The organism is Phyllobacterium sp. 01N428 (assembly GCF_056399405.1).
Genome location: NZ_JBFTRH010000005.1, coordinates 298,229 through 322,989 on the forward strand (window position 1 = coordinate 298,229; position 24,761 = coordinate 322,989).

Annotated in this window: 23 protein-coding genes; 11 read left to right on the forward strand and 12 right to left on the reverse strand. The window is 58.6% G+C overall.

Annotated features, from left to right (window positions below; translation table 11 throughout):
• Positions 1-12: 12 nt before the first annotated feature.
• Both AC1DNI_RS15000 and AC1DNI_RS15005 read left to right on the forward strand, forming a co-directional pair.
• On the forward strand, positions 13-1,197 hold the full coding sequence (locus AC1DNI_RS15000; RefSeq protein WP_477692408.1) for a TIGR02281 family clan AA aspartic protease: 1,185 nt from the start codon (positions 13-15) through the stop codon (positions 1,195-1,197).
• A 144-nt stretch (positions 1,198-1,341) separates the two neighbouring features.
• Positions 1,342-2,136: a DUF1295 domain-containing protein gene (locus AC1DNI_RS15005; protein ID WP_477692409.1), complete on the forward strand. Its 795-nt coding sequence runs from the start codon at positions 1,342-1,344 to the stop codon at positions 2,134-2,136.
• 4 nt (positions 2,137-2,140) lie between these two features.
• Here AC1DNI_RS15005 and AC1DNI_RS15010 read toward each other — a convergent pair whose 3' ends face one another.
• Together AC1DNI_RS15010 and AC1DNI_RS15015 are read right to left on the reverse strand one after the other, a co-directional pair.
• The gene (locus AC1DNI_RS15010; RefSeq protein WP_477692410.1) at positions 2,141-3,766 is read right to left on the reverse strand and encodes a cisplatin damage response ATP-dependent DNA ligase; all 1,626 of its coding nucleotides are present in this window, start codon (positions 3,764-3,766) and stop codon (positions 2,141-2,143) included.
• Positions 3,766-4,779: a ligase-associated DNA damage response exonuclease gene (locus AC1DNI_RS15015; protein WP_477692411.1), complete on the reverse strand. Its 1,014-nt coding sequence runs from the start codon at positions 4,777-4,779 to the stop codon at positions 3,766-3,768. The genes AC1DNI_RS15010 and AC1DNI_RS15015 overlap by 1 nt, the downstream gene beginning before the upstream one ends.
• 317 nt (positions 4,780-5,096) lie before the next feature.
• On the opposite strand from AC1DNI_RS15015, the gene AC1DNI_RS15020 reads away from it, so the two are divergent.
• Both AC1DNI_RS15020 and pdeM read left to right on the forward strand, forming a co-directional pair.
• Positions 5,097-7,568 (forward strand): ligase-associated DNA damage response DEXH box helicase, encoded by a 2,472-nt coding sequence (locus AC1DNI_RS15020; RefSeq protein ID WP_477692445.1) that lies wholly within the window; start codon positions 5,097-5,099, stop codon positions 7,566-7,568.
• Positions 7,565-8,281: a ligase-associated DNA damage response endonuclease PdeM gene (gene pdeM / locus AC1DNI_RS15025; RefSeq protein WP_370645618.1), complete on the forward strand. Its 717-nt coding sequence runs from the start codon at positions 7,565-7,567 to the stop codon at positions 8,279-8,281. Before AC1DNI_RS15020 ends, pdeM begins: the two co-directional genes overlap by 4 nt.
• On the opposite strand, the gene AC1DNI_RS15030 is transcribed toward pdeM, so the two are convergent.
• Positions 8,278-8,739: an Lrp/AsnC family transcriptional regulator gene (locus AC1DNI_RS15030; protein WP_477692412.1), complete on the reverse strand. Its 462-nt coding sequence runs from the start codon at positions 8,737-8,739 to the stop codon at positions 8,278-8,280. The genes pdeM and AC1DNI_RS15030 overlap by 4 nt on opposite strands.
• Before the next feature lie 120 nt (positions 8,740-8,859).
• On the opposite strand from AC1DNI_RS15030, the gene hppD reads away from it, so the two are divergent.
• Genes hppD through AC1DNI_RS15045 form a run of 3 tightly spaced genes read left to right on the forward strand, consistent with a single transcriptional unit; the run spans position 8,860 to position 11,040 of the window.
• A complete protein-coding gene (gene hppD, locus AC1DNI_RS15035; RefSeq protein ID WP_477692413.1) occupies positions 8,860-9,972 on the forward strand; it encodes a 4-hydroxyphenylpyruvate dioxygenase in 1,113 nt (370 codons plus the stop codon).
• Between the two features lie 52 nt (positions 9,973-10,024).
• Positions 10,025-10,249, forward strand: coding sequence for a hypothetical protein (locus AC1DNI_RS15040; protein WP_091923483.1), 225 nt, complete (start codon positions 10,025-10,027; stop codon positions 10,247-10,249).
• Positions 10,250-10,302: 53 nt separating this feature from the next.
• A complete protein-coding gene (locus AC1DNI_RS15045) occupies positions 10,303-11,040 on the forward strand; it encodes a nucleotidyl transferase AbiEii/AbiGii toxin family protein (RefSeq protein ID WP_477692414.1) in 738 nt (245 codons plus the stop codon).
• A gap of 68 nt (positions 11,041-11,108) precedes the next feature.
• Here the strand turns inward: AC1DNI_RS15045 and maiA are convergent, their stop codons facing one another.
• Genes maiA through hmgA form a run of 3 tightly spaced genes read right to left on the reverse strand, consistent with a single transcriptional unit; the run spans position 11,109 to position 14,093 of the window.
• Complete coding sequence (gene maiA / locus AC1DNI_RS15050; protein WP_477692415.1) at positions 11,109-11,762, reverse strand: maleylacetoacetate isomerase; 654 nt, start codon at positions 11,760-11,762, stop codon at positions 11,109-11,111.
• On the reverse strand, positions 11,752-12,765 hold the full coding sequence (locus AC1DNI_RS15055) for a fumarylacetoacetate hydrolase family protein (RefSeq protein ID WP_477692416.1): 1,014 nt from the start codon (positions 12,763-12,765) through the stop codon (positions 11,752-11,754). The genes maiA and AC1DNI_RS15055 overlap by 11 nt, the downstream gene beginning before the upstream one ends.
• Entirely contained in the window at positions 12,765-14,093 is a 1,329-nt protein-coding gene (gene hmgA / locus AC1DNI_RS15060; RefSeq protein ID WP_477692417.1) for a homogentisate 1,2-dioxygenase, read from the reverse strand. Before hmgA ends, AC1DNI_RS15055 begins: the two co-directional genes overlap by 1 nt.
• Before the next feature lie 73 nt (positions 14,094-14,166).
• Between hmgA and AC1DNI_RS15065 the strand changes: the two genes are divergently transcribed.
• From AC1DNI_RS15065 to AC1DNI_RS15075, 3 genes are all read left to right on the forward strand, one after another.
• A complete protein-coding gene (locus AC1DNI_RS15065; protein ID WP_477692418.1) occupies positions 14,167-14,619 on the forward strand; it encodes a MarR family winged helix-turn-helix transcriptional regulator in 453 nt (150 codons plus the stop codon).
• An 86-nt stretch (positions 14,620-14,705) separates the two neighbouring features.
• Positions 14,706-14,936, forward strand: coding sequence for a CopG family transcriptional regulator (locus tag AC1DNI_RS15070; protein ID WP_477692419.1), 231 nt, complete (start codon positions 14,706-14,708; stop codon positions 14,934-14,936).
• Entirely contained in the window at positions 14,933-15,376 is a 444-nt protein-coding gene (locus AC1DNI_RS15075) for a TA system VapC family ribonuclease toxin (protein WP_091951185.1), read from the forward strand. The genes AC1DNI_RS15070 and AC1DNI_RS15075 overlap by 4 nt, the downstream gene beginning before the upstream one ends.
• Here the strand turns inward: AC1DNI_RS15075 and AC1DNI_RS15080 are convergent.
• The 3 genes from AC1DNI_RS15080 to AC1DNI_RS15090 all read right to left on the reverse strand — a co-directional run bounded on the left by AC1DNI_RS15080 (position 15,373) and on the right by AC1DNI_RS15090 (position 18,471).
• Positions 15,373-16,134: an ABC transporter permease gene (locus AC1DNI_RS15080; RefSeq protein ID WP_027232293.1), complete on the reverse strand. Its 762-nt coding sequence runs from the start codon at positions 16,132-16,134 to the stop codon at positions 15,373-15,375. The genes AC1DNI_RS15075 and AC1DNI_RS15080 overlap by 4 nt on opposite strands.
• The gene (locus AC1DNI_RS15085; RefSeq protein ID WP_477692420.1) at positions 16,131-17,057 is read right to left on the reverse strand and encodes an ABC transporter ATP-binding protein; all 927 of its coding nucleotides are present in this window, start codon (positions 17,055-17,057) and stop codon (positions 16,131-16,133) included. The genes AC1DNI_RS15080 and AC1DNI_RS15085 overlap by 4 nt, the downstream gene beginning before the upstream one ends.
• Positions 17,058-17,256: 199 nt before the next feature.
• Positions 17,257-18,471, reverse strand: coding sequence for an MFS transporter (locus AC1DNI_RS15090; RefSeq protein ID WP_027232295.1), 1,215 nt, complete (start codon positions 18,469-18,471; stop codon positions 17,257-17,259).
• Between the two features lie 128 nt (positions 18,472-18,599).
• Here AC1DNI_RS15090 and AC1DNI_RS15095 point away from each other — a divergent pair, with 128 nt between their 5' ends.
• Positions 18,600-19,424 (forward strand): AraC family transcriptional regulator, encoded by an 825-nt coding sequence (locus tag AC1DNI_RS15095; RefSeq protein WP_027232296.1) that lies wholly within the window; start codon positions 18,600-18,602, stop codon positions 19,422-19,424.
• On the opposite strand, the gene metH is transcribed toward AC1DNI_RS15095, so the two are convergent.
• The 3 genes from metH to AC1DNI_RS15110 all read right to left on the reverse strand — a co-directional run bounded on the left by metH (position 19,409) and on the right by AC1DNI_RS15110 (position 24,717).
• Positions 19,409-23,197, reverse strand: a complete 3,789-nt coding sequence (gene metH / locus AC1DNI_RS15100; protein WP_477692421.1) for a methionine synthase — start codon at positions 23,195-23,197, stop codon at positions 19,409-19,411. The two genes, AC1DNI_RS15095 and metH, sit on opposite strands and share 16 nt — an antisense overlap.
• 171 nt (positions 23,198-23,368) lie before the next feature.
• Positions 23,369-23,578, reverse strand: coding sequence for a hemin uptake protein HemP (gene hemP / locus AC1DNI_RS15105; RefSeq protein ID WP_477692422.1), 210 nt, complete (start codon positions 23,576-23,578; stop codon positions 23,369-23,371).
• A 194-nt stretch (positions 23,579-23,772) separates the two neighbouring features.
• Positions 23,773-24,717 carry a substrate-binding domain-containing protein gene (locus AC1DNI_RS15110; protein ID WP_027232299.1) on the reverse strand — a complete coding sequence of 315 codons (945 nt, stop codon included), beginning with the start codon at positions 24,715-24,717 and terminating at the stop codon, positions 23,773-23,775.
• Between the last annotated feature and the right edge of the window lie 44 nt (positions 24,718-24,761).

A 24,761-nucleotide genomic window follows, 5' to 3' on the forward strand; every position in this document is an offset into this window, starting at 1 on the left:
TGAAAGCGGCTAATGCTTAACGTCGATTGGAACGACCGGAACGGCGGAATGCCGCCACGCGAAACCTTCTGGAGCGCATACAGCTTCATTATCATCGTCATCTTGCTCATCGCAGCCGGTGGAACCGCGCTCTATTTTTTCGGCGAGGAGCTCTTGAATGGTCGTCCGTCGAAGGGCGTTGCAAGCCAAGCTCAGAGCGGGATTTCACCGGAATTTTACGCGCGCTTCGATATTCAGCCCTTGCCTGCCGAGGTTGCAGGCAGCGGTTCCATGGCCAGGAATCTCGCCATTCTCGTAAGAGAACCGTGCGATTGGCAAGCCACTTATAATTTTACGGACGACCTTCGCGAAGCAGGGTATCGCCGCGAGGCAGCGAAGGTCTTTCTGGCGTTTACCGCCAAGTGCAATCCCTCGGACGTCGCGCTCTACAATGCCGCGGACATATTGTACGGCCTGAGCGATCTGGACGCGGCGTTGAAGGTGTCGAACGATCTCATCGTTATGTCGCCCGACCTTGCCCAGAACCATTTCATGCGGGCACAAATTCTCGAGGACGCCAAGCGCTACCAGGAAGCCATAGACGAGTATGACTCGACCATTGGACTGACCGACGATCTGAAATCGCTCAACAGCACCGTTTTTCGCCGATTGTCGTTGAGCTACGCGGCTCTCGGTCAATATTGCCAGGCCATCACGCCGATCCAGACATGGATCTCCATCGATCCGTCTGAAAACGATACGCCGCGCACCCAGTCGATCATCAAGGACTATAGCCGCAAGGGCAAATGTGCCGAAAGCTATGCCACGGGCAGCGATCGATTTCCCACACAGGGCAAGGATGTCATCACCGCCCAGGTCAGTGTAAACGGCGTGACCGGCACATTCGTCGTCGACACAGGTGCAAGCTCAGTCTCGCTCACCAAGTCGTTTGCCGAGAGGGCCAAGATACGTCTTGGACGCGATCACACGGTCCGGTTGCAAACGGCGAACGGGATCGCCATAGCGCAGCGCACTTCGCTCGACAAAGTGAAGCTTGGAAAAGTCGAAGCCGAAGATGTAGCGGCTGTTGTTCATGCAGACGACCATGCCTTGGGGGACGGTACCGACGGCTTGCTCGGGCGCTCCTTCCTGTCGCGCTTCGACGTAACGTTCGGCGCCAAAGAATGGCGTATCGAGAGCAAAAAGCAGCGCGACTGATTTCCACTGGCCAGACAAAGCGCTAGTCCCTTTTGTAGCCGGTAGTCCGAATTGTCCGGCGTGACGTATACTCATGAGCGGTGAGTCGCTCCTTCCAGTGCGAGCTTCACTTCACGCGCAAGTTGGAAAGGAGTTGTGGTTCCAATGTCGGCAGTTGCCATTCTAATTACCGCGACGATTGCCTTCTCGGCCGTTATGGCGGCGGCGTGGCTGGTGCAGCGGGTAACTGGCAACGACGGATGGGCCGACGTATTCTGGTCTTTCGGTGTCGGAACGATAGCGTCGCTCGCCGTTTATGTCTCAAGCGATATGGTTTCTGCCGACCGCAAATATCTGGTCATTGCCCTCGTCCTCATCTGGTCACTCCGGCTCGGCGGCCACATTCTCGTCCGGACGTTGAAGAATGGCGACGATCCCCGCTATGCCAGGCTGCGGCACGAATGGGGACCCAATGCCGCCTCGCGCATGTTCTTCTTCCTGCAAAGCCAGGCGTTCGCCGGAGCGATGCTGGTAATCTGCGTCTACGTAGCAGCATCGCGTCCCGATGCCGAACTCGAATTTCCGGATTATCTCGGCGCGCTGATCATGCTTGTTGCGCTCCTCGGCGAGGCCGTCGCCGATTGGCAGCTAAGAAAGTTTGCCAGCGATCCCGCCAACTACGGCAAGGTCTGCAATGCCGGTCTTTGGTCATGGTCGCGCCATCCCAACTATTTCTTCGAGTGGCTTGGATGGACTTCCTATGTCTTTATCGGCGCCGATTTCGACGGCGACTATGCCCATGGCTGGCTGACGTTAGTCGCGCCTGTCCTGATGTACGTGCTTCTGCGTCACGTTTCCGGGGTTCCGCCACTCGAGCAGCACATGCTGGCAACACGGGGCAGTGCCTTTCGCGATTATCAACGGCGCACCAGTATTTTCTTCCCGCGCCCGCCGCGTTGACCACTCAGTCGACCGCCTCGGTATCGCGCAACAATGCTTCGAGGGTTTCGAGCCGATCCGCCTCGATGGGCGGTTTGTCCCAGCGCAGGCGGGAGATACGCGGAAACCGCATGGCGACGCCGGACTTGTGGCGCTTCGAACGATTGAGTCCCTCGAAGGCGACTTCAAGCACAAGTCCATGTTCGGGCTCGGCCCGCACCGACCTCACGGGGCCAAAGCGTTCGGTGGTGTTGTTGCGCACATAGGCGTCGAGCCGTTTCAATTCCTCGTCGGTGAAACCGAAATAGGCCTTGCCGACAGGCACGAGGTGCGGCTCCGTCTCCGGACCCGTCCAGACAGCAAATGTATAGTCCGAATAATAGCTCGAGCGCTTGCCATGGCCACGCTGCGCATAAACGAGCACAGCGTCGATGATGAACGGATCGCGCTTCCATTTGAACCATGGCCCCTTCGGCCTGCCGGGAACATAGGAGGACGAGCGCTGCTTGAGCATAAGTCCTTCAATGATCGGATGTGGCGGGTTGCGCCGCAGTTCGACAAGATCTTCAAAACCGGCAAATGGGACGAGCGGTGATAGATCGAAGCGCGTTGGGTCGAGTTTCTCGACGAACGTCTCGAGGCGTGCCCGGCGCTCGGCAAAGGGCAAAGCGCGGACATCATCAGGTCCGTCGAAAAGAATATCATAGACCCGCACGAAAGCCGGATGCGTTTCAAGTTGCCTGACCGAGACCGCCTTGCGGTTCAGCCTTTGCTGCAGGTCGCCAAATGCACCAATCTCGATACCGTCTTCGGCACTGCGACCGACGAGGAGTTCGCCGTCGAGCGTGCCTTCGAAATCCATGGCATCGGCGATATCCGGGAAGGCATGGGAGATGTCGTCCCCCGTGCGCGAGTAGATGCGCCTTTGCCCGCCTTCCGCCGTCAACTGAACGCGGATACCGTCCCATTTCCATTCCGCCGCATAGTCTTCAGCATTGATGCGGGCATAGTCCGGCTCCTCCAGCGGGGTCGAGAGCATGACCGGACGGAAGGGAGCGGCGGCAAGAGTTTGCGGCTTCTCCGCCGTATTTTCCAGCCAGGCGAACAGCTCTTCATAGGGCGGCTTCAAGCCGTGCCATAACTCCTCGATCTCCACGACGTCGACATTGCCGAACTGCGCCAGCGCCTGCTTGGCAAGGCGCGCCGACACGCCGATACGCAGGCCGCCGGTGGCGAGCTTGATCAGGGCATAGCGCGCCGAAGCATCGAGCTGGTCGAGCCAGCGCTCGACCAGTCGGAGGGCGTCGCTGCGCGATGCCAGAGCGAGAGATGCGACGACATCGCCAAGCGAGGGCGCCGCATTGGCGCGCACCGCCTCATCCGCCGACCAGACAAGCGAAATGGTCTCGGCAAGGTCGCCGACATAGTCGTAGGAATAGGCGAAGAGCTGCTCATCGATGCGCTCGTTTACCAGCGCGCGAAGCATCGCCGGCTTGACGTTGGCAATGTCGAGATCGCCAGTGATCGCCGCGAGCGCAAGGCCGCGATCGGGGTCCGGCGTCACGCGGAAGTAATCGACCAGCAAGGTGATCTTGCCGTTGCGTGCCGGGGTAAGAACAAGCCGGTCGAGAAGTTCTGCAAATTCTTCCATCAGTCGCCCTCGTCCTCATAGCCGACGAGATGCAGCGGCCGCGCCGCGATATGGTTGAGGTCGCACCAGCGCACCAGCGCCTCCTCGCGGCCATGGGTGACCCAAACCTGCTTCGGCCCGAGATCGCCGATGGTCTGCGTGAGCTCATCCCAGTCGCAATGGTCCGAAAGGATGATCGGCAGTTCGACGCCCTGCTGACGCGCCCGCTGGCGGATGCGCATCCAGCCCGAGGCGAAGCATGACACCGGATCAGGAAAGCGGCGGGCCCAGCGGTCGAGAAACGCCGATGGCGGCCCGACAATGATGGCACCGCGAAAATCGGACCTTCCGTTCTCGACCGTCGCGGGCGCAAGCTTGCCGAGGTCGATGCCCTGCGACTGGTAGTAGTCGCACAGCTTTGCCAGCGCGCCATGAATGTAGATCGTCTGGTCATAGCCGGCATCTCTTAGCATACGGATAACCCGCTGCGCCTTGCCGAGCGCATAGGCACCGACGAGGTGCGAACGCTCGGGAAACTGCTCGACAGATTTCAACAGCTTGGCGATCTCATCGCGACTGTCTGGATGGCGAAAGACCGGCAAAGCGAAGGTTGCTTCGGTGATGAAAACATCGCATGCAACTGGCTCGAAACCGAGGCAGGTCGGATCAGGACGCCGCTTGTAATCACCCGAGGCAACGATCCGCATTCCTTCCTTTTCAACAGCAATTTGGGCGGAACCAAGCACATGCCCTGCCGGATGGAAACTCACGGACACGCCATTGATTTCCGTGGTCTGGCCAAGCTCTGCTGCCTGGGTCTGGCCGGCGAAGCCCGCACCATAGCGCAGCGCCATGATATCAAGCGTCTGCCTTGTGGCCATGACCTTCGCATGTCCAGAGCGGGCATGATCGGAATGTCCGTGAGTAATCAACGCCCGGTCAACTGGGCGTACCGGATCGATATAGAAATCCCCGGCCGGCGAGTAGAGCCCGGCCGGGGTTGAGCAAAGGAGCGCTTCGGGGCGAGTTAACATGACGCAACGATGCCGATGGTTTCCCTCCCCCTTGTGGGGAGGGTGGCTGCGCAGCAGCCGGGAGGGGCACTTCTACCATTGCAAAACCCCTCCCCGACGCTGCGCGTCGACCCTCCCCACAAGGGGGAGGGAAAGACCAGCGCCACATTTGATCGGAAAAAATTCATCGCCACCTTTCCATTATTGGCATGAACGAACATAGGTCACATTTGGCTCCGTACAATCCTGACAAAGAAAACTTGGCGCATCGACACCGCGCCATTACATTCGCGCAAGTGAGCACCAGCAAAGCCGCCATAGCCGAGACCGGCATACCCATGCTGCCGCCGGCCTTTCTCGACTGGTTCCAGTCGAAGGGCTGGTCGCCGCGCGCGCATCAGCTCCAACTTCTCGAGGAGGCGCAGGCGGGAAGATCGACGCTTCTGATCGCCCCGACCGGCGCCGGCAAGACCCTCGCAGGATTTCTGCCCGCTCTCGTCGACCTGTCCACCCGCGGCAAGAGCAATGCGCCAAGCCGCGGCGTCCATACGTTGTACATCTCGCCGCTGAAGGCCCTTGCCGTCGATATCCACCGCAACCTCGAAAAGCCGATCGACGAGATGGGCCTCGATATTTCGCTGGAAACACGCACCGGCGATACGCCCGCCTATAAGCGTCAGAGGCAAAAACTCGCCCCCCCGGACATTCTGTTGACCACCCCCGAGCAGCTCGCTCTGCTCATATCCGGCAAGGATGCCGGCAAGTTCTTCGAAAACCTGCGCTACGTCATCCTCGACGAGCTTCATTCGCTCGTCACCTCGAAACGTGGTCATCTGCTTGCCCTCGGCCTGGCACGCCTACGGCAACTGCAGCCCGGATTACAAGCGGTGGGCTTGTCCGCGACCGTCGCCGACCCAGACGGATTGCGGCGATGGCTGCTGCCACAGACTGAGGATGCGCCAAAAGCGAGCCTCGTGACCGTGGAGGGCGGCGCCAAACCCCATATCACCATCCTAGATACCGAGGACCACGTGCCCTGGGCCGGACATTCGGCGATTTATGCGATCCCCGGTATTTATGAGGCGATCAAGGCGCACCGGACAACACTGATCTTCGTCAATACCCGCAGTCAGGCTGAGCGCCTGTTCCATGACCTTTGGATGGCGAACGAAGACAACATGCCAATCGCCGTACACCACGGTTCGCTCGATGTCAGCAAACGCCGCAGGGTCGAACAGGCGATGGCCGCTAATACCCTGCGTGCCGTCGTTGCCACCTCGACCCTCGATCTCGGCATCGATTGGGGCGACGTCGACCTCGTCATCCATGTCGGCGCGCCGAAGGGTGCCAGCCGCCTTGCGCAGCGCATCGGCCGGTCAAATCACCGCATGGACGAGCCGTCGCGCGCGATCCTCGTTCCTGCAAATCGCTTCGAGGTGATGGAATGCCAGGCCGCGCTCGATGCGAACTACATCGGCGCACAGGATACCCCGCCGCTTGGCGCGGGTTCGCTCGACGTGCTGGCGCAGCACGTTCTCGGCATGGCCTGCGCCGCGCCGTTCCACGCCGACGATCTCTATGCTGAAGTGATCACCGCCCTTCCCTATGCCGACCTGCCGCGCGAAACCTTCGACCGGATCATCGATTTCGTGGCAACCGGCGGCTACGCCCTCAAGAGCTATGAGCGCTTCGCCAAGATAAGGCAGACCGCCGACGGCACATGGCGGGTGACGCATCCGCGTTTCGCCCAGCAATATCGGCTCAATGTCGGCACTATCATCGAAGCTCCGGCGCTCAATGTCAGGCTCGTCCGGCAAGGGAGCAAGGGCGCTGTGCGCGGCGGACCGGTTCTCGGCAAGGTGGAGGAATCGTTTATCGAAGCATTGTCGCGGGGCGATACCTTCTTCTTTTCCGGGCGCGTGCTGCGGTTCGAAGGCATTCGCGAAAACGAGTGCCTCGTATCGAAAGCGGACGGCTTCGACGCAAAGATTCCCTCCTATGCCGGTGGCAAGTTCCCGCTGACCACCTATCTCGCGGATCAGGTGCGAGGAATGCTCGCCGACCCGAAGCGTTGGGGCGCGCTCCCGGATCAGGTGAGCGACTGGCTGCGCATCCAGAGGGACAGGTCGATCATTCCACAAGCCGGCAGCCTGCTTGTCGAGACGTTCCCGCGCGGCGAGCGCTCCTATATGGTGGCCTATCCCTTCGAAGGAAGACTGGCGCACCAGACGCTCGGGATGCTTTTGACCCGGCGTCTTGAACGGGCCAAGGCGCGTCCACTCGGCTTTGTTGCAACGGACTATGCGTTGACCATCTGGGGCATGCGCGACATGGGCCGCATGTTCAAGAACGGCGAACTGCCGCTGGCCGAGCTTTTCGATGAGGACATGCTGGGCGATGACCTCGAAGCCTGGCTGGCGGAAAGCTGGATGCTGAAGCGCACCTTTCGTAACTGCGCGCTGATATCGGGCCTTGTCGAAAAGCGTCATCCCGGGCAGGAGAAGACGGGCAGGCAGGTGACGGTTTCGACCGATCTTATCTACGATGTCCTGCGCGAGCACGAGCCGGATCACATACTTATTCAGGCGACGCGGGCCGATGCGGCGACCGGCCTCCTCGACATTCGCCGACTTGCCGATATGCTTGGGCGAATCAAGGGCAATATCGTTCACAAGGATCTTGATCAGATCTCGCCGCTTGCCGTTCCCGTCATGCTGGAAATCGGCAGGGAACGCGTTCCGGGCGAGGCGCATGAAAGGATCCTCGAGGAGATTGCCGACGATCTTACCCGCGAGATGGAACAGAAGTGAATCCGGCATTCCACACAACGAAGACAGCACTGCACGGCTCGGCGCAGATTGCCGTTGCGGGACATCCGGCGATCGGGGATCCCTCAGGCGCGCTGTATCTCGAAGACGACCGTGTCCTCATCGTTTCGGATCTGCACTTCGAGAAGGGATCGTCGTTCGCGCGGCGCGGCATGATGCTGCCGCCATATGATACAGCCTCGACGCTCGCGGCGCTTGCCAAGGTGATGGCGCGCTATGATCCGGCCTGCGTCATCAGCCTCGGCGACAGTTTTCATGACGGCAAGGCCGCGGCGCGCCTGCCAGCGGTCTATGCGGCGCAGCTTGCCGCATTGATGGCGGGGCGCGAATGGATATGGATCACAGGCAACCACGACCCCGAACATCCGGCCGACCTTCCGGGCGAAACCTTCACGGAACTTGCATTCGGCAATCTCATTTTCCGCCATGAGCCCTCGAAATTTGCGTGCCGCGGCGAAATTGCCGGACACCTCCACCCGGCAGCCAAGGTGGTGCACCGCGGCCAGTCAGTGCAGCGGCGCTGCTTCGTCAGCGACCATTCGCGGCTGATCATGCCGGCATTCGGCGCCTATACGGGCGGGATGAACATCATGAGCCGCGCATTCCACGGCCTCTTCGATATCCATGCCCTCACCGCCTATATGCTCGGGCGCGCCCGCGTTTACGCGATGACCGGCAAGGCGCTTTATCTTTAGATTGGCAACCGCCCATCCTCTTTCAGCGTGTCGAGCACGATAGCGGTTTTGACATTCTGAACTGATTCATGCGGCAGCAATACCTCATTGACGAAGGCGGAGAGCGCCCGCAGATCAGGCGTCACTACCTTGATAAAGTAATCCATTTCGCCTGTGAGCGCATGGGCCTCCATCACTTGCGGCAATCTTGAGATAAGGTCGGAGAAGCGCCGGGCGTTGTCGCGATTGTGTGTCGCGAGCGTCACCGAAATAATGTTGACGATGCCAAGGCCGAGTTTTTCGCGGTCGATCTCCGCGCGGTAGCCGCGAATATAGCCCTCCTCCTCCAGGCGCGACCGGCGGCGCGAACATTGCGAGGGCGAGAGATTGATCTTTTCCGAAAGCTCGTTGTTTGTCAGCCGTCCATCTTCCTGCAAGCTGTACAGTATCTTGCGGTCAAATGCGTCAAGATGCTCCATTCGTGCTCCTTGTAACGCCAATATGCATACAACGTGCATTATTTACGTCCAGACAGCGTTGAAATGCAAGCACCATGCGGTTGATTTGCGCGATAATGAGGGTGGTACATGGAGGATGATATGGGACCGTTTCCGCACGACGCACCGAAAGCCGCAATCACCAAGGCAAACCCAGCTGGCACCGACGGATTCGAGTTCGTGGAATTTGCCCATCCCGAGCCGGAAAAGCTCGAAGAGTTGTTCGCACGCATGGGCTATGTGCCGGTTGCGCGCCACAAGAGCAAGAACATCACTGTGTGGCGGCAGGGCGACATCAATTACGTTCTCAACGCCGAGCCAAATTCTCATGCGACCAATTTCGTTTCGAAGCATGGCCCTTGCGCCCCTTCCATGGCCTGGCGCGTGGTCGATGCCAATCATGCCTTCAATCACGCGGTCGCCAAGGGTGCGACCCCGTATGAAGGCGAGGACAAGACCCTAGACGTTCCTGCCATCGTAGGGATCGGCGGTTCGCTTTTGTACTTCATCGAAACCTATGGCGAGCGCGGATCGGCTTACGACGCCGAATTCGAATGGCTCGGCGAACGCGATCTGAAGCCGGAAGGCGTCGGGTTCTATTACCTCGACCACCTCACCCACAATGTCTATCGCGGCAACATGGACAAATGGTGGGCATTCTACCGCGAGCTCTTTGGCTTCAAGCAGATCCACTTCTTCGATATAGCCGGGAAGCTGACGGGGCTCGTCTCCCGCGCGATCACGTCGCCTTGCGGAAAGATCCGCATCCCGCTCAATGAGTCGACGGACGACAAGAGCCAGATCGAGGAGTATCTGCGGAAATACAAGGGCGAAGGCATTCAGCATATCGCGGTCGGGACAGAGGCGATTTACGAAGCTACCGACAAGCTGTCCCTAAACGGGCTCAAATTCATGCCCGGCCCGCCTGAAACCTATTATGAGAAGTCGCACGAGCGTGTGCAGGGCCATGACGAGCCGATCGAGCGCATGAAGACGCACGGCATTCTGATCGACGGCGAAGGTGTCATAGATGGCGGCATTACGAAGATCCTTCTGCAGATTTTCTCCAAGACCGTGATCGGCCCGATCTTCTTCGAGTTCATTCAGCGCAAGGGCGACGAAGGCTTTGGCGAAGGCAATTTCCGCGCCTTGTTTGAATCGATCGAGGAAGACCAGATCCGGCGCGGCGTCATCAATATCGAAGCGGCGGAGTAGGTATAGATTGGAGCTTTAAAGATCCGCAGTCCACATTTATATTGGATGCATTATGAAACCAGCGACAATCGCCCCTATTGTACCAGCCGATTTCCCGCAGCTTAAGCAGCTTGCCTGGAACCGCGATGTTGCGCGCGCGATACCGGCACAAGAAGCGTTTGAAATCTACGAGCGCAATTGGCGCTTCATCGATACGGATAAGCTGACGGGACCTGAAGCGGATCTCATCAAAGATTTGACCGATACTTTCGGCAATGGCGTATTGCTGAATTCCTGACTTTCGGATCCATGCTTGCTGCTGCATAGTACCAGTGCACAGCGAGAACAAATATGACCGAACTAAAAAGGGCGGAACACCGCGTTATCCTTGAGGCGCTGCGCCTGATGGATGCTTCGTTTCTGGCGACCAACCAATGCTGGTTCGGTGGTGGTACGTCAATCGTCCTCAAACTGGGCGAATATCGGCAGTCGCTGGATGTTGATTTCCTTTGCGCTGACCCGGACGGATATCGCGAACTGCGCAGCGCAGCTGTCGAGCGTGGTATTCGCGCGTTCTTTCCAGCACCTGTCGAACCGCTGCGCACATTCAAAATCGATCAATACGGATTGCGAACCGCGCTACGGCATAACGAACAGGTGATCAAATTCGAAATCATCCGCGAAGCGCGGATTGAGCTGTGTGGCCATATCGACTCGGAGCTTGGCCTACCGATGCTTGTCGAAGAGGATTTGTTTGCGGAGAAGCTCCTGGCAAATGCCGACAGGTGTCACGATCGCTCCGTTGCATATCGGGATGCCATCGACCTTGGCATGCTCGTGCACCATCATAAAAACATACCCGATAATGCGATCGCCAAGGCCGAAGGTGCCTATGGTGCCGACATTGTCCGCAAACTCGCGTGGGTCGTTTCGAAATTGAACTCGACAGACGAATTGCAGCGTGCAAGCGAAGTACTGCAAATGGAAATGACCGATGCGAGGAGATCCATCAGAGCTTTAACGGGCGAAGTCATGCGTCGCTGGCCAGACCACGTCCAAAACCCTATCGGATCTTTCAGCGGCGTCTAAACCTCTGACTTTGCCCAACGTTATCCCGAAGCCGATGGCTACAGATAACCGCGAGACCCGTCCGGCGATTAACCAAGTGATCCCGGCCTCAGCCGATCAGGATGCGCCGCGGCAAAGGCACCGATCGCATCGCAACGGGCAGCGATGGCATTGACGCGCTCCAGACTTTCGATTTTGGCTCCCCAGCGCCTCGCATTGAAGACCTGCGGCACGAGGCAGAAATCGGCCATGGAAGGGGTATCGCCATGGCAAAAGTGCCCGGTTTCGGGGTGATCGAGCATGGTCTCGAATGCGCCCAGACCTTCAGAGATGAACTTATGCATCCAATTGCGCCGCGCCGCTTCATCGCCCCCTGCAAGCTGCATGACATGCGATGCCACACCCAGATTGCAGACGGGATGGATTTCCATCGCGATTGCGTAGGAAAGCGCGCGAACCCGTTGTCGCCCCAAAGGATCGTCAGGCAGGAAGCGAGCCTCGGGGTGGGATTCGTTGAGGTATTCGATGATCGCAAGCGACTGGGTCATCATATGCCCGTCGATCGCGAGTGTCGGCACGAGCCCCTGCGGATTGCGACAGAGGTGATCGATGCCTTTATGCTCCTGGCTCAAGAGGTCGACCGGCACCCTGTCATACTCAAGCCCGAGCATGTTAAGGGCAATGCGCACGCGGTAGCTCGCCGACGAGCGCCAATAATCATAGAGGATGGCTTTAGCGCTCATGGCGGGTCACCTGTTGTTCGATGGCGCCGAAGATCGAATGGCCGTATGCGTCTTTCATCTCTATGCGAACTGTGTCGCCGAAACGCATGAATGGCGTTCGCGGACTGCCGGTGGCAATCGTCTCGATCATGCGGATTTCGGCGATGCACGAGTAGCCGGCGCCATCCTCTTCAATGGGTTTGCCCGCTTCGCCGTCAAGCTTGTTCGACACCGTTCCCGATCCGATGATCGTGCCGGCGCAAAGCGGGCGCGTCTTCGCCGCATGGGCAATCAACGTCGGAAAATCGAACGTCATGTCGATGCCGGCGTTGGCGCGGCCAAAGGGCCGGCCGTTGAGATCGACACAGAGCGGCAGGCGCACTTTGCCGCCATCCCAGGCCTCGCCGAGTTCATCGGGTGTGACCGCCACGGGTGAGAAAGCCGACGACGGTTTTGACTGAAAAAAGCCGAACCCTTTGCCAAGCTCGGCCGGAATGAAGTTGCGCAGGCTGACATCGTTGACCAACATGATCAGGCGGATCGCGGCCCGCGCTTCGTCGAGACCCGCGCCCATCGGCACATCGTCGACGATCACCGTAACCTCACCCTCCATGTCAATGCCATAGGCTTCGTCGGCCATGCGGATGGGTTCGCGCGGAGCAAGGAAACTGTCGGACCCACCCTGATAGATGAGCGGGTCAGTCCAGAAGCTCTCGGGCATCGGCGCATTGCGCGCCTGGCGGACCAGTTCGACATGATTGACATAGGCTGAACCGTCGGCCCACTGATAGGCGCGCGGCAGAGGCGACAGCGCATCATGTTCGTGAAAGCGCTCCAGGGGAACAGCCCGCAGTTCAAGGCTGGAGGCAAGCGCCGCGAGGTGCGGGGCGATACGCGACCAGTCGTCAAGTGCGGACTGCAACGTCGGCGCGAGGAACGAGGCATCGGTATAGTGGGTCAGATCTTTCGACACTATGACCAGTTTGCCGTCGCGCGTTCCATTATTGAGAGAGGCGAGTTTCATTACTTTACGATCTCCTCGGACCAGTCGCCTTCCGGCGTCCCGTTGAACCGCTTGCGGAGACCTTTCCAGCAGTCGGCGTAATTGTCTTGCAGCGCCGGTGTATCAGCTGCATAGCGGGTAAGGTGCTGGGGGAAGCGCGTCTCGAACATGAAGGCAAGGGTGTTGTCCAGCCGCTGCGGCTTGAGTTCCACCGTGGATGCCTTGTTGAACCCCATCGTGTCCGGTCCATGCGGCAGCATCATGTTGTGAAGGCTTATGCCCCCAGGCACGAACCCTTCTTCCTTGGCATCGTATTGACCATACACCAGGCCCATGAATTCGGACATGATGTTGCGGTGGTACCAGGGCGGCCGGAAACTGTGCTCGGCAACCAGCCAGCGCGGCGGGAAAATAACGAAATCGACATTGGCCGTTCCCTCCTCGCCCGACGGCGCGGTGAGCACGGTGAAGATCGATGGATCGGGATGATCGAACAGGATCGCTCCGACCGGCGAGAACGTGCGCAGGTCATACTTGTAGGGCGCATAATTTCCGTGCCAAGCCACGACGTCCAACGGGGAATGATCGAGTGTCGTCTGATAGAACTTGCCGCACCATTTCACATGCAGACGGCAAGGAACTTCCTTGTCTTCGAAGGCTGCAACCGGTGTCTTGAAATCGCGCGGGTTGGCCAGGCAGTTGGCACCAATCGGTCCGCGATCCGGCAGGGCGAATTTTGCCCCGTAATTCTCGCAAATATAGCCCCTGGCCTCGCCGTCAGGCGCCGACACCTTGAACATCATCCCGCGTGGGATCACGCAGATTTCCGAAGGTTCGATTTCGATGATGCCCATCTCGGTGAAAATGTTGAGCTTGCCCTTCTCGGGCAAAAGCAGCATTTCGCCATCCGCATTGAAGAAGTAGTCGTCCTCCATGGCAGTATTGAACGCGTAGACATGTGCGGACATGCCCACCTGACCGTGGACATCGCCAGCCGTGGTCATGGTGCGAATGCCATCAATAAAGTTGACGGAATCGCGCGGCATTGGCGTCGGATTCCAGCGTAGCTGTCCGATCGGCAATTCATGGTCATCGAGGTTTGGCGCGGTCTTCCAGTGCTCGCGCTTTGCCGGCGAAAATCGCCCGCTATGCTTGACCGATGGGCGAATGCGATAGAGCCAGGATCGCTCGTTCGTGCCGCGCGGCGCAGTAAAAGGGGAGCCGGAGAGTTGCTCGGCGTAAAGGCCGTAAGCGCAGCGCTGCGGCGAGTTTTGTCCCTGCGGCAGGGCGCCTGGAAGCGATTCCGTCTCGAAGTCGTTGCCGAAGCCCGGCATATAGTGAAGAGCCATGATCGAACCTCCAATTTAGTTGCAATTGTGACGATCTATTTTGTAACTATCAATGACAATCGGGATTGTAGACATGAACAACAAGATCGACATCGACCCGCCGCTTATACTGGAGGCGTTCACCCCATACCGTCTCAACAAGGCGGCAGAAGCCGTGAGCCATCGTTTCGCGAGCCTTTACCGGGATCAGTATGGACTGACACGGCCGGAGTGGCGAACACTTGCAACGCTGGGCCAGTTTGGCACCATGACCGCCACGGCGATCGGGACTCATTCGTCAATGCACAAGACAAAAGTCTCGCGCGCCGTGCTTGCCCTCGAACAGCGGCGCTGGCTGTTGCGAAAGCGCGATGAGACCGACCGCCGTGTCGAAAATCTTGTGCTGACGCCGGCCGGGCGGAAGGCCTATCTCGACCTTGTGAAAGTTGCGCATGACTTCGAGGCTGAACTGCTGCAGCAACTGGGACCGCGTGGAGCAGCAGCGTTGAAGCATGGCCTCGAGGCGCTGGAGAAACTCGCGGAATAGACTGCTGGAAGCGGCGCCGCATTGATTTAGGCAACGATCTCGCATATATGATGCGTGATGTTTGATGCGTGATGAGGGGCAAGACGATGCGAACAACGCTTGCAATTGATGATGACGTCCTCGCGGCGGCCAAGGGCCTTGCGGAGCGCCAGCGCAAAACTGTAGGTGAAGTCATATCGACACTCGCCCGCAAAGGTCTGCAAGCTCCAACGGCACGTCAAGCGATGCGAAACGGCGTGCCGCTCCTGCCAGCAGGCACCAATTCCACACCGGTAACGATGGAACAGGTGAACCAACTTCGCGATGAATTGCCGTGACGCCATATCTCCTGGACGTCAATGTGCTGATTGCCCTATTCGATCCCGCACATGTCCATCACGATCCTGCACATGAGTGGTTTGCTGATATTGGACGGTCCAGTTGGGCCACTTGCCCAATAACCGAGAACGGTGCGATCCGTATTATCAGCAGCGCCCGCTACCCTAACTCACCGGGCACGCCAGCCGCGGTTGTTGCGCTTCTGGCCGGATTACGTGCCATTCCGGGTCATGTCTTTTGGCCAGATGACATCAGCTTGATGGACAATTCCATTGATCCGTCGCGGCTGTTGAATGCCGGTCAGGTCACGGATACATACCTCCTGGCGCTTGCTCAGGCACACCAAGGGAAATTGGCGACCTTTGATCGGCGCCTCGTAACCGATGCAGTACGGGATGGCCGAAATTGTCTGCATGTCATTGGCGAACGAACCACTTAGCTCTTCAGCCTGTACCCCGTCCTGAATATCCAGCGCAGGATCAGAATGCACGCGAGGAGAAACACGGCTGTCATGACAAGGCTCGTTCCGATATGCACATCCGAAAGGCCAAAGAAGCTCCAGCGAAACCCGCTGATAAGATAGACCACCGGATTGAACAGCGTCACGGTCTGCCAGAATGGCGGCAACATGTCGATCGAATAGAAACTACCGCCGAGAAACGTCAGCGGTGTGATGATCATCAGCGGCACGAGCTGCAGCTTCTCAAAGCCATCAGCCCAGATGCCGATAATAAAACCGAACATGCTGAAGGTTACCGCTGTCAACACCAGGAACAGCAGCATCACGAAGGGGTGTTCGATGCGCAGCGGTACAAAAAGCGCCGCAGTCGCAAGGATGATCACCCCGAGAATGATCGACTTCGTCGCCGCAGCCCCGACATAGGCGATCACGATCTCCACGTAGGAGACAGGTGCCGAGAGGAGTTCGTAGATCGTGCCGACGAACTTTGGGAAATAGATGCCGAACGACGCGTTGGAAATGCTCTGCGTCAACAGCGACAACATGATCAGGCCCGGCACGATGAACGCACCGTAGCTTACGCCGTTGATCTCGGGGATACGGCCGCCGATCGCCGAACCGAAAACCACGAAGTAAAGGCTCGTCGACAGAACCGGCGAAATGACGCTCTGCATGAGCGTGCGCCAGGTGCGATGCATCTCGAAGAGATAGATCGCCTTGATCGCGTAAAGGTTCATTTGCGTTCCCTCACCAGGTTGACGAAAATTTCCTCGAGCGAACTTTCCCGCGTCTGAATATCGCTGAAGCGGACACCCGCCTTGTCGAGATCCTTCAGGAGCGCCGTAATGCCCGTTCGTTCCTTGCGCGTATCGTAGTGATAAACGAGTTCGCTGCCGTCAGGCGAAAGTTCAAGCCCGTAGGCCGCCAAAGCTTCGGGTATTTCCTCGCGTTTCTCCTGGAGAAGCAGGCGCAACTGCTTCTTGCCGAGCGAGCGCATCAATGCGTCCTTCTCCTCGACGAGAATGATCTCGCCATGGCTGATGACGCCGATGCGATCGGCCATCTGTTCGGCCTCCTCGATATAGTGCGTCGTGAGGATGATGGTGACGCCCGATTCCCGTAGCGCCCGCACCACATTCCACATGTCGCGCCGCAATTCGACATCGACGCCAGCGCTCGGCTCATCGAGAAAAAGGATTTCCGGCTCGTGCGACAGCGCCTTGGCGATCATGACGCGCCGCTTCATGCCTCCCGAGAGCGTCATGATCTTGCTGTCCTTCTTGTCCCATAGCGAAAGTTCCTTGAGGATCTTCTCGATGTGTGCGGGATTGGCCGGCTTGCCGAAAAGGCCGCGGCTGAAACTGACCGTCGCCCAGACGGTCTCGAATGCATCCGTCGTCAACTCCTGCGGGACGAGACCGATCTTGGAACGCGCCGCGCGGTATTCCTTGATGATATCGTGACCATCGGCGAGGATCGTGCCGGAGGTCGGATTGACGATGCCGCAAATCGTGCTGATCAGCGTCGTCTTGCCTGCGCCATTCGGCCCGAGCAGTGCGAAGATTTCGCCGTGGCGGATAGCGAGATTGATATTCTTCAGCGCTTCAAAACCGGACTCATAGGTTTTGTTGAGGCTGGAGACGGAAATGGCTGACGACATGAAGCTTCCCGGGGAGGACTTTGGGTTTGAATGCGGCGCGCGAAACGAAACCCTTTGGCGGAGGTCGCCAGGGGAATGGTGTTCCTTATATGGGGTTAAGCCGGGATTTTCAAACCACCTCTCCTGACATTCGGCGTCAGCAGAGCCCAGGATCTGGCTGATCGAGAAAAAGGCCCGGATAATGCCGGGCCTTCAATTGTTAAGCCTGTTCGCCGCGCACTTCCTTCATGCTCGGCAGGAAGATTGTGAGCAGGCCGAGGAAGGGCAGGAACGAGCAGATCATGTAAACGTAGTCGATGCCCTTGTTGTCGGCGACGAAACCGAGCACCGCCGCCGCTATGCCGGCCATGCCGAAGGCGAAGCCGAAGAAGATGCCGGCAATCATGCCGACACGGCCCGGTACCAGTTCTTGAGCGAAGACAACGATCGCAGGGAAGGCTGACGACAGGATAAGGCCGATCAGGACCGTGAGGACACCTGTCCAGAAGAGGTCCGCATAGGGCATGATCAGCGTGAAGGGCAAGACACCGAGAATCGAGAACCAGATCACGGCTTTCGTGCCGATCTTGTCGCCTATCGGCCCGCCGACAATGGTGCCGACTGCCGCTGCGCCAAGGAACAGGAACAGCATCATCTGGGACTGCTGCACCGAGATCCCGAACTTGTGGATGACATAGAATGTGTAATAGCTCGATATGCTTGCGAGATAGATGTTCTTGGAAAAGACAAGCAAGGTCAGGATGATCAGCGACATGGCAACTTTGCCGCGCGGCAGTTTGAGTTGCTTGCTTGCAGCCGGCCTGTTCGCGTTGGCCTTGCGATAGCGCTGGTACCAGTTGCCGACCTGATAAAGGACGATCATTCCGATGAGGGCCGCGGCGGAAAACCACGCAATGCTCTGCTGGCCGCGAGGCAGCACGATGAAAGCTGCGAGCAGCGGACCGAGTGCGGTACCGAAATTGCCGCCCACCTGAAAGAAGGATTGCGCAAGACCGTGGCGGCCGCCCGAGGCAAGACGCGCCACCCGCGAGGATTCCGGGTGAAAAATGGATGAACCGATGCCGATGAAGGCTGCGCCGGCAAGAAGCATCGCGTAGTGGGTCGCCACAGAAAGAAGTCCGAGGCCGACGAGCGAAAACGCCATGCCAACCGGGAGCGAATACGGCATGGGCCGCTTGTCGGTATACGTTCCGACGATGGGCTGCAGCAGCGAGGCGGTCACTTGGAAGGTAAGCGTCAGAAAGCCGATCTGCTTGAAATCGAGACCGTAATTTTGCTTGAGCATCGGATAGATCGCGGCAAGCAGCGACTGCATCATGTCGTTGAGCAAATGGCAGAAGCTGACGGCGAAAATTATCGCAAAGACGGTCGTGTCAGCGGAGGTCCGCTGTGCGGGCAAGGTCGTATCGGTCATCAAGGCGTTCCATCGAAAAACAAGGGCGTCGTCGCAAGGATTGCCCCGCCCTTTTTCAAACTGATATATCGGTTGCCATCAACCTGCTTTCGTGGTTTGGTCCAATTCTTTCGCAAGTGGGCCAAAACATGCGTTACCAAACCTTTGTTGCGCGTAATGCCGCCGGATTGGAGCTCGAACAGTTGCACCGGTTGCGGCTGCAATGGCTGGAGCAGGCCGAGGGCGATGTTTTCGCGCTGGCCACGCTTTATCCGTCAGGCCACCACATTCCCGACCACCACCATATCCAGGCGCAATTGCTCCACGCAATTTCCGGCGTCGCGATGGTGACCACGAAATTCGGCCGCTGGATGGTGCCTCCGCACCACGCGCTGTGGCTGCCGGCCGGCGTCGAACACGCGGTTGACATGCTTGGCGATGTTTCGATGCATTCGATTTATGTGCGGCCGGATGCCGTGGCGGGATTGAAGGATCACCTGCACGTCGTCGGCCTGACACCGCTGATGGACAATCTCATTCGCGAAGCAGTCGCCGTTGCGCCCGAGAGGCAGGCGGAAGAACGCACGATGTTCGTCATGGGACTGTTGTTGCATGAGATTCCGAACCTTGAGGAGCGCCCACTTGGCCTGCCGTTTCCCGAGGATCGGCGGCTTGCCATGCTCTGTCGGGGTTTCCTGAAAGATCCCTCGCCGCACACCAATATCGACAATTGGGCGGACCGGCTCGGCATGAGCCGGCGCACGTTTACCCGTATGTTCCGCCGCGAAACAGGATTAAGCCTCTCGACGTGGCGTCAGCAGGCCTGTCTGCTCGCGGCCCTGCCCCGCCTTACCGAGGGCGAACCTGTGACCAGCGTCGCACTCGATCTCGGCTACAGCGTTCCCGCCTTCACGACCATGTTCAAACGCATGCTGGGCGCCCCGCCGCGCCATTACCTTCACTCCGCCGCCTGAACGCGGGGGCCCGGAACATAGTTGAGGATCGGACCCAGCCAACGCTCAACCTCTTCAACCGGCATGGATTTGCGCTTCGCATAGTCAGCCACCTGATCGCGCTCGACTTTGGCAACGCCGAAATAATAGGATTCCGGGTGAGCGATATAGATGCCCGACACGGAGGAGCCCGGCCACATCGCATAGCTTTCCGTCAGCCGCACGCCAATCTTGTCTTCCGCGTCAAGCAGACGGAACAGCGTATCCTTTTCTGTGTGGTCCGGCTGCGCCGGATAGCCGGGAGCGGGACGGATGCCACGATAGGGCTCGCCGATAAGTTCATCCGCCGCAAATGTTTCTTCCGGCGCATAGCCCCAGAATTCCTTGCGGACGCGCTCGTGCATGAGTTCGGCAAAGGCTTCGGCAAAGCGATCGGCGAGCGCTTTGACGAGGATCGAGGAATAATCATCATTTGCGCGCTCGAACCGTCCGGCGATGGCGATTTCCTCAATGCCTGCCGTGACGACGAAGCCACCGACATAGTCTTGTGCACCGCTCGACACCGGCGCGACAAAATCAGCAAGAGCGAGATTCGGCCGGCCATCGCGTTTTGAAAGCTGCTGGCGCAGCGTGAACAGCGTTGCGATCTCCTTATCGCGGGCGTTGTCGGCAAAGAGGCGAATGTCATCCCCGACGGACCCTGCGGGCCAGAACCCGATGACGGCCTTTGGATTGAACCACTTCTCATCGATGATCTTTGTCAGCATCGCCTGCGCATCCGCAAAGAGCTGGCGCGCCGCCTCGCCTTGTGCCTCGTCCTGCAGGATCGCAGGATAGCGACCCTTGAGCTCCCAGGTCTGGAAGAAAGGCGTCCAGTCGATGTAGCGGGCAATTTCCGCAAGATCGTAATTTTCGAAAACGCGTGTGCCCGTGAATTGCGGCTCGGGCGGCTGATAGGACGACCAGTCAACCTTATGAGCGTTGCTACGCGCCTTTTCGAGGCTCAACCTTTGCTTGTCAGCTTCGTTGCGGGCATGCGCTTCCGCAACCTTCTCATATTCCGTGCGGATCGTATCGACATAGCCGGGCTTCGCATCGATCGACAGAAGGTTCGAGACGACACCCACCGCCCGGCTTGCATCGGTCACATATACGGTCTGGCCATTGCTGTAGCGCGGATTGATCTTGACCGCCGTATGTACACGGCTCGTGGTTGCGCCTCCGATCAGCAGCGGAACATCGAAGCCCTCGCGCTCGAGTTCGGACGCAACGTGCACCATCTCGTCGAGCGAGGGGGTGATAAGGCCCGAAAGGCCGATAATATCGACATTCTCGTCGCGCGCCGTCTGCAAAATCTTCGTTGACGGCACCATGACCCCGAGATCGATGATTTCGTAGTTGTTGCAGGCGAGGACAACGCCGACAATGTTCTTGCCGATGTCGTGGACATCGCCCTTGACGGTCGCCATCAGCACCTTGCCGGCACTTTCGCGTTTTCCCGATCCGCCATTGGCAAGCTTCTCCGCCTCCATGTAGGGCAGCAGCACGGCGACGGCCTGCTTCATCACGCGGGCGGATTTCACTACCTGCGGCAGGAACATCTTGCCGGAACCAAACAGGTCGCCGACAACGTTCATGCCGGCCATCAGCGGTCCCTCGATGACATGAAGCGGGCGCTCGGCCCGTGCACGCGCTTCTTCGGTGTCGGCTTCGATGAATTCGGTTAAGCCATTGACGAGCGCGTGTTCGAGCCGCTTTTCGACGCTCCATTCGCGCCAGGCAAGATCGCGCTCGCGTGCTTCCCTGCCGGCCGAGCCCTTGTAGCGCTCGGCAAGGTCGAGCAGGCGTTCAGTCGCATCATTGCGCCGGTTGAGGACCACATCCTCGCAGGCCTCGCGCAGTTCCGGATCGATCGATTCGTAAACCGCCAATTGTCCGGCGTTGACAATGCCCATGTCCATGCCGGCCTGAATGGCATGGTAGAGAAAAACGGCGTGCATCGCTTCGCGCACCGGTTCATTCCCACGGAACGAGAAGGAAAGATTGGAAACGCCTCCGGAAATATGAGCGTGCGGCAAGGTCCGCGTGATCTGCCGTGTGGCTTCGATGAAGGCGACGCCATAACCGTTGTGCTCTTCGATACCGGTAGCGACCGCGAAAATATTCGGGTCGAACACGATATCCTCAGGCGCGAACCCAGCCTCCCGTATCAGGAGTTCATAGGCGCGCGTGCAAATCTCGACCTTGCGCTTGAGCGTATCGGCCTGGCCCTCGGTATCGAACGCCATGACGACGACGGCCGCCCCATAGGCGCGAACCTTCCTTGCGTGGGCGATGAAGGCGTCTTCACCTTCCTTCATCGAGATAGAATTGACGAGCGGCTTGCCCTGGACACATTTGAGCCCGGCCTCGATCACGTCCCATTTCGACGAATCGATCATTACCGGCACCCGTGCAATGTCAGGTTCGGCGGCGATCAGATTGAGGAAGTCGACCATGGCCTTCTCGCTGTCGATTAGTCCCTCGTCCATGTTGATATCGATGATCTGCGCGCCATTTGCGACCTGGTCGCGCGCAACATCGAGCGCCGCTGGCAGATCGCCTGCGGTAATCAGCTTCCGGAATTTCGCCGAGCCGGTAATGTTGGTGCGTTCGCCGACATTGACGAAGGCGATATCCTTGGTCAGCGTGAATGGCTCCAGGCCGGATAGCCGCATATGGGTTTCGGTCTCGGGAATGGCGCGCGGCTTGTATTTGCCGACCGCTTCGGCAATGGCTCTTATGTGTTCCGGAGTCGATCCGCAGCAGCCGCCGACAATATTCAGCAGGCCGTCCTTGGCAAACTCTTCGAGCTGCGCCGCCATCGCTTCAGGACTCTCGTCATATTGACCGAATTCATTCGGGAGTCCTGCATTGGGATAGGCGCACACGAACGTATCGGCGACTGCCGCGATCTCGGCCAGATGGTCGCGCATGGCACTGGCCCCGAGCGCACAATTGAGACCGATGGTGAAGGGCCTGGCATGACGTACGGAGTACCAGAAGGCGGTCGGCGTCTGTCCCGACAGGGTGCGTCCGGAAAGATCTGTGATGGTCCCGGAGATCATGACCGGCAGGGTGATTGCCTTTTCCTCGAAGACTTCCTGCGTCGCGAAGATGGCAGCCTTGGCATTCAGCGTGTCGAAGATCGTCTCGATGAGGATGATGTCGGCGCCACCGTCGATCAACCCCCTCACCTGCTCGGCATAGGCCGCCCGCAGGGTATCGAACGTCACCGCGCGGTAGCCCGGATTGTTCACGTCAGGCGATATCGATGCCGTGCGGTTCGTCGGTCCGAGCGCGCCCGCAACGAAGCGGCGCTTGCCGTCCTTCTGCTCCGCCTTCAGCGCGGCGCGGCGGGCAAGCCGGGCACCATCGCGATTGAGCTCATAGACCACATCCTCCATGCTGTAGTCGGCCTGGGCGATCGTGGTCGAGGAAAAAGTATTGGTCTCGATGATGTCCGCGCCGGCCATGGCATAGGCGTAGTGGATGTCCTCAATCGCCTGCGGTTCGGTCAAGATGAGAAGATCGTTGTTGCCCTGGAGGTGGCAGGCGCAATCGGCGAAACGCTCGCCGCGAAAATTTTCCTCCTTCAGGCCGAGGCCCTGGATTTGAGTTCCCATAGCGCCGTCAAGGATGAGGATTCGCTCTTTTGCTGCCTGCGTCAGCGCTGCAAAAACCTCGGAGCCGTCGCGGGGTGCCGCTTCCGGGCCGAGCAATTTTTCGCCAATGGTTCCAGATGCAATACCCATGACTCGAAATGCCTCATAATGATTTTTAGAGAGGCGCCAAGGTCACATAAAGATATCTTTATGTCAACAAGTCAGTTCTAATGGCGGCAAAAAATGTCGCAACGCCGCAGGCGCGCACCACCCTGCCACGCGGCCCTCCCGAGGCTCGTCCGAGACATAGGAATCGCTCGGTTACTTGTTGAGAATGAGTTTGCCCTGGCGCGTGATCTTCAACCGATACAAGGAGCCGCCATGTTCGATACCAACTTCCTTATTGCCTTTGAAAAGCACATCACTACCTAGAACGCGGAATTCAGGTGCTGATGGCTGGACAGGCGCGGCAGGTCGCGAGACAGGATTTGGAAGGCGGACCTGAAGGTCGATGATCTGGCGGCGGGACATTTTGGGCCTTTCGTTGAACGGCAACCCGCGTCGGCCGCCGTTCAATAAACTTGATAAATATATTCATATTTAATCCGAACACTCAGATCAAGTCAATCAATCGAAAGTCAGACAACATCGCTGGACCCGGATTTCAGTCAAAAAGAAAGGCCCTTGCGGGCCTTTCGATCGCAAGCTGGACAGATCAGCCTTAATCAGAACGGTGAATCCGGGAAGTAGAATTCCTTGGCGTTGTCCTTGGTCACAAGGGTTGCGTCGAGGATGTACTTGCCGCGCACCGGAACCTGATCGTAGAAGTTCGCAACCGTCAGTTCCATCGCCGTTGCAACCATTGATGGCGGGTAGAGAACGTTGATCGGGGTCATCTTGTCGCCGTCGGCAACGCGCTTGATCATGTCCTTCATACCGGCGCCGCCGATGACCATCTTGATGTCAGTGCGCTTAGCCTGATCGATGGCTTCGAGCACGCCAACTGCCATGTCATCGTCCTGGCACCATACGGCGTCGATCTTCGGGAACTTGGTCAGATAGTCCTGCATGATCTTGAAGGCATCATCGCGCGACCAGTTGCCGAACTGCTTGTCGAGAACCTTGATTCCGCTGCCGGCAATCGCATCGTCGAAACCCTTCTGGCGCTCTTCGTCAATGACGATCGGGAGGCCCCGGATGACAACGACGTCGCCGGTCTTCAACGTATCCTTGAGGTATTCGCCGGCGACGCGGCCAAGCTCCGGATTGTTGCCGGCAACATAGAGATCCTGGATCGTCGGATCGGAAAGAGCGCGGTCAACGACCGTCACGAAGACGCCCTTTTCCTTTACCGCACGGATTGGATCAGTCAGTTCGTCCGAATTGTGCGGCAGGGTTACCAGCGCGTCGATGCCCTGTGTGGTCAGGTCTTCGAGCGCGTTTGCCTGCGCAGCACCGTCCGGCGAAGTCTTGATGGTGATCTTCAGGCCTGGGTGAGCGGCTTCTAGAAGCTTGGCGGCCCGTTCTGCATGATAGACGACGCCGCCGGTCCAGCCGTGGTCGGCCGCAGGTATAGAGACGGCGATATTGACCTTCTTGTCCTGCGCGTAGGCGAAGGTCATCGTCGAAGCGAGCGCCGCTCCAACAAGACCGATCAATAGTTTACGCATTTGTCTTCTCCCAATTTTCTGCTCGGGCCTTGATTGCGGCGCGG

Coding starts and splice junctions, on each gene's coding strand:
- AC1DNI_RS15000 (WP_477692408.1), top strand. CDS start 13: ATGCTTAACGTCGATTGGAACGACCGGAACGGCGGAATGCCGCCACGC.
- AC1DNI_RS15005 (WP_477692409.1), top strand. CDS start 1,342: ATGTCGGCAGTTGCCATTCTAATTACCGCGACGATTGCCTTCTCGGCC.
- AC1DNI_RS15010 (WP_477692410.1), bottom strand. CDS start 3,766: ATGGAAGAATTTGCAGAACTTCTCGACCGGCTTGTTCTTACCCCGGCA.
- AC1DNI_RS15015 (WP_477692411.1), bottom strand. CDS start 4,779: ATGTTAACTCGCCCCGAAGCGCTCCTTTGCTCAACCCCGGCCGGGCTC.
- AC1DNI_RS15020 (WP_477692445.1), top strand. CDS start 5,097: ATGCTGCCGCCGGCCTTTCTCGACTGGTTCCAGTCGAAGGGCTGGTCG.
- AC1DNI_RS15030 (WP_477692412.1), bottom strand. CDS start 8,739: ATGGAGCATCTTGACGCATTTGACCGCAAGATACTGTACAGCTTGCAG.
- hppD (WP_477692413.1), top strand. CDS start 8,860: ATGGGACCGTTTCCGCACGACGCACCGAAAGCCGCAATCACCAAGGCA.
- AC1DNI_RS15040 (WP_091923483.1), top strand. CDS start 10,025: ATGAAACCAGCGACAATCGCCCCTATTGTACCAGCCGATTTCCCGCAG.
- AC1DNI_RS15045 (WP_477692414.1), top strand. CDS start 10,303: ATGACCGAACTAAAAAGGGCGGAACACCGCGTTATCCTTGAGGCGCTG.
- maiA (WP_477692415.1), bottom strand. CDS start 11,762: ATGAGCGCTAAAGCCATCCTCTATGATTATTGGCGCTCGTCGGCGAGC.
- AC1DNI_RS15055 (WP_477692416.1), bottom strand. CDS start 12,765: ATGAAACTCGCCTCTCTCAATAATGGAACGCGCGACGGCAAACTGGTC.
- hmgA (WP_477692417.1), bottom strand. CDS start 14,093: ATGGCTCTTCACTATATGCCGGGCTTCGGCAACGACTTCGAGACGGAA.
- AC1DNI_RS15065 (WP_477692418.1), top strand. CDS start 14,167: ATGAACAACAAGATCGACATCGACCCGCCGCTTATACTGGAGGCGTTC.
- AC1DNI_RS15070 (WP_477692419.1), top strand. CDS start 14,706: ATGCGAACAACGCTTGCAATTGATGATGACGTCCTCGCGGCGGCCAAG.
- AC1DNI_RS15080 (WP_027232293.1), bottom strand. CDS start 16,134: ATGAACCTTTACGCGATCAAGGCGATCTATCTCTTCGAGATGCATCGC.
- AC1DNI_RS15085 (WP_477692420.1), bottom strand. CDS start 17,057: ATGTCGTCAGCCATTTCCGTCTCCAGCCTCAACAAAACCTATGAGTCC.
- AC1DNI_RS15090 (WP_027232295.1), bottom strand. CDS start 18,471: ATGACCGATACGACCTTGCCCGCACAGCGGACCTCCGCTGACACGACC.
- AC1DNI_RS15095 (WP_027232296.1), top strand. CDS start 18,600: ATGCGTTACCAAACCTTTGTTGCGCGTAATGCCGCCGGATTGGAGCTC.
- metH (WP_477692421.1), bottom strand. CDS start 23,197: ATGGGTATTGCATCTGGAACCATTGGCGAAAAATTGCTCGGCCCGGAA.
- hemP (WP_477692422.1), bottom strand. CDS start 23,578: ATGTCCCGCCGCCAGATCATCGACCTTCAGGTCCGCCTTCCAAATCCT.
- AC1DNI_RS15110 (WP_027232299.1), bottom strand. CDS start 24,717: ATGCGTAAACTATTGATCGGTCTTGTTGGAGCGGCGCTCGCTTCGACG.